The following is an 864-nucleotide window of genomic DNA, read 5'->3' as shown; positions in this document are numbered from 1 at the left end:
GTATGAAAAACGTTCGCCTTGTGATTGGTGACGGACGGTACGGTTATGAAAGCGACGCTCCTTACGACAAAATAATCTCAACGGTTGCACTCTCGGGAATGAGTGAAGTGCTCTTCAGTCAGATGAAAATTGGAGGGAGGTGCGTATCTCCAATTTACAGGAGTTACATGGATACTCCTGTATTCCTGTTCGAAAGAACCGACGATACTACTCTGAGAGTTTCGGAAGTAACCGGAGCAGTCTTCATGGTGGCAGAGGATTCAGAACCGGATCCACTTTATCGCAATAGAGAGTTCAGACTCAGATTGACAGACGGAAGGTTTCAAATTATCTGAGTCAGCTGTTAGCTACCTTCCAGAAGATCTCAATTCCCTTTTCTATAACTGAATCCTGAGGCAGGAACTTTGAGTTATGAAGACCGTGGCGTTCCTCTCGTCCAGTGCCTAGCCAGAAAAGAACGGAGGGATACTTCAGAGCAATCACACCAAAGTCTTCGCCTACGTATTTCATTTCTACAGGATTTACGTCGACCAGACCGCAAAGCTTTTCGTAAAGGTCTTTGTCCACCTGAACTTGAGGATATTTCGATCCGATCTTCTGATTGAACTCGAGTTCTCTTCTTGAAGCAACATCTCTACCGAGCTCTTCGAGCTCGCAGATGGCCTTCTCCGAAAGCTCATAAGCTTTCGTTCTCACAGTTCCGTAAAGGGTGCAAGAATCGGCTACTACGTTTCTCACCCTTCCCCCTTCGATTAAGCCGAACCTGAGAACGGAGTCTCCTCTTTCAATGGAGTAAACTCTCTGCAGGAAATCCATAGCTCCCTCGATAGCGTCTCTTCCCTCCCTATAAAAAGCGACATGTGC

1 protein-coding gene and 1 pseudogene are annotated in these 864 nt (G+C 46.5%); one reads left to right on the top strand and one right to left on the bottom strand.

Features of this window, described 5'->3' with window-relative positions:
* Positions 1 to 335, top strand: a pseudogene (locus BG32_RS02920) (protein-L-isoaspartate O-methyltransferase); the annotation flags it as partial.
* Position 336: 1 nt separating this feature from the next.
* Here the strand turns inward: BG32_RS02920 and BG32_RS02915 are convergent.
* Positions 337 to 864 (bottom strand): M20/M25/M40 family metallo-hydrolase (locus tag BG32_RS02915; RefSeq protein WP_147434804.1); only part of this gene is annotated, 528 nt, incomplete at its 5' end.

Source organism: Mesotoga sp. HF07.pep.5.2.highcov (assembly GCF_003666285.1).
Lineage (GTDB): Bacteria > Thermotogota > Thermotogae > Petrotogales > Kosmotogaceae > Mesotoga > Mesotoga prima.
The sequence above is the reverse complement of the archived record's forward strand: the minus strand, read 5'-3'. Positions and strand labels throughout refer to the sequence as shown.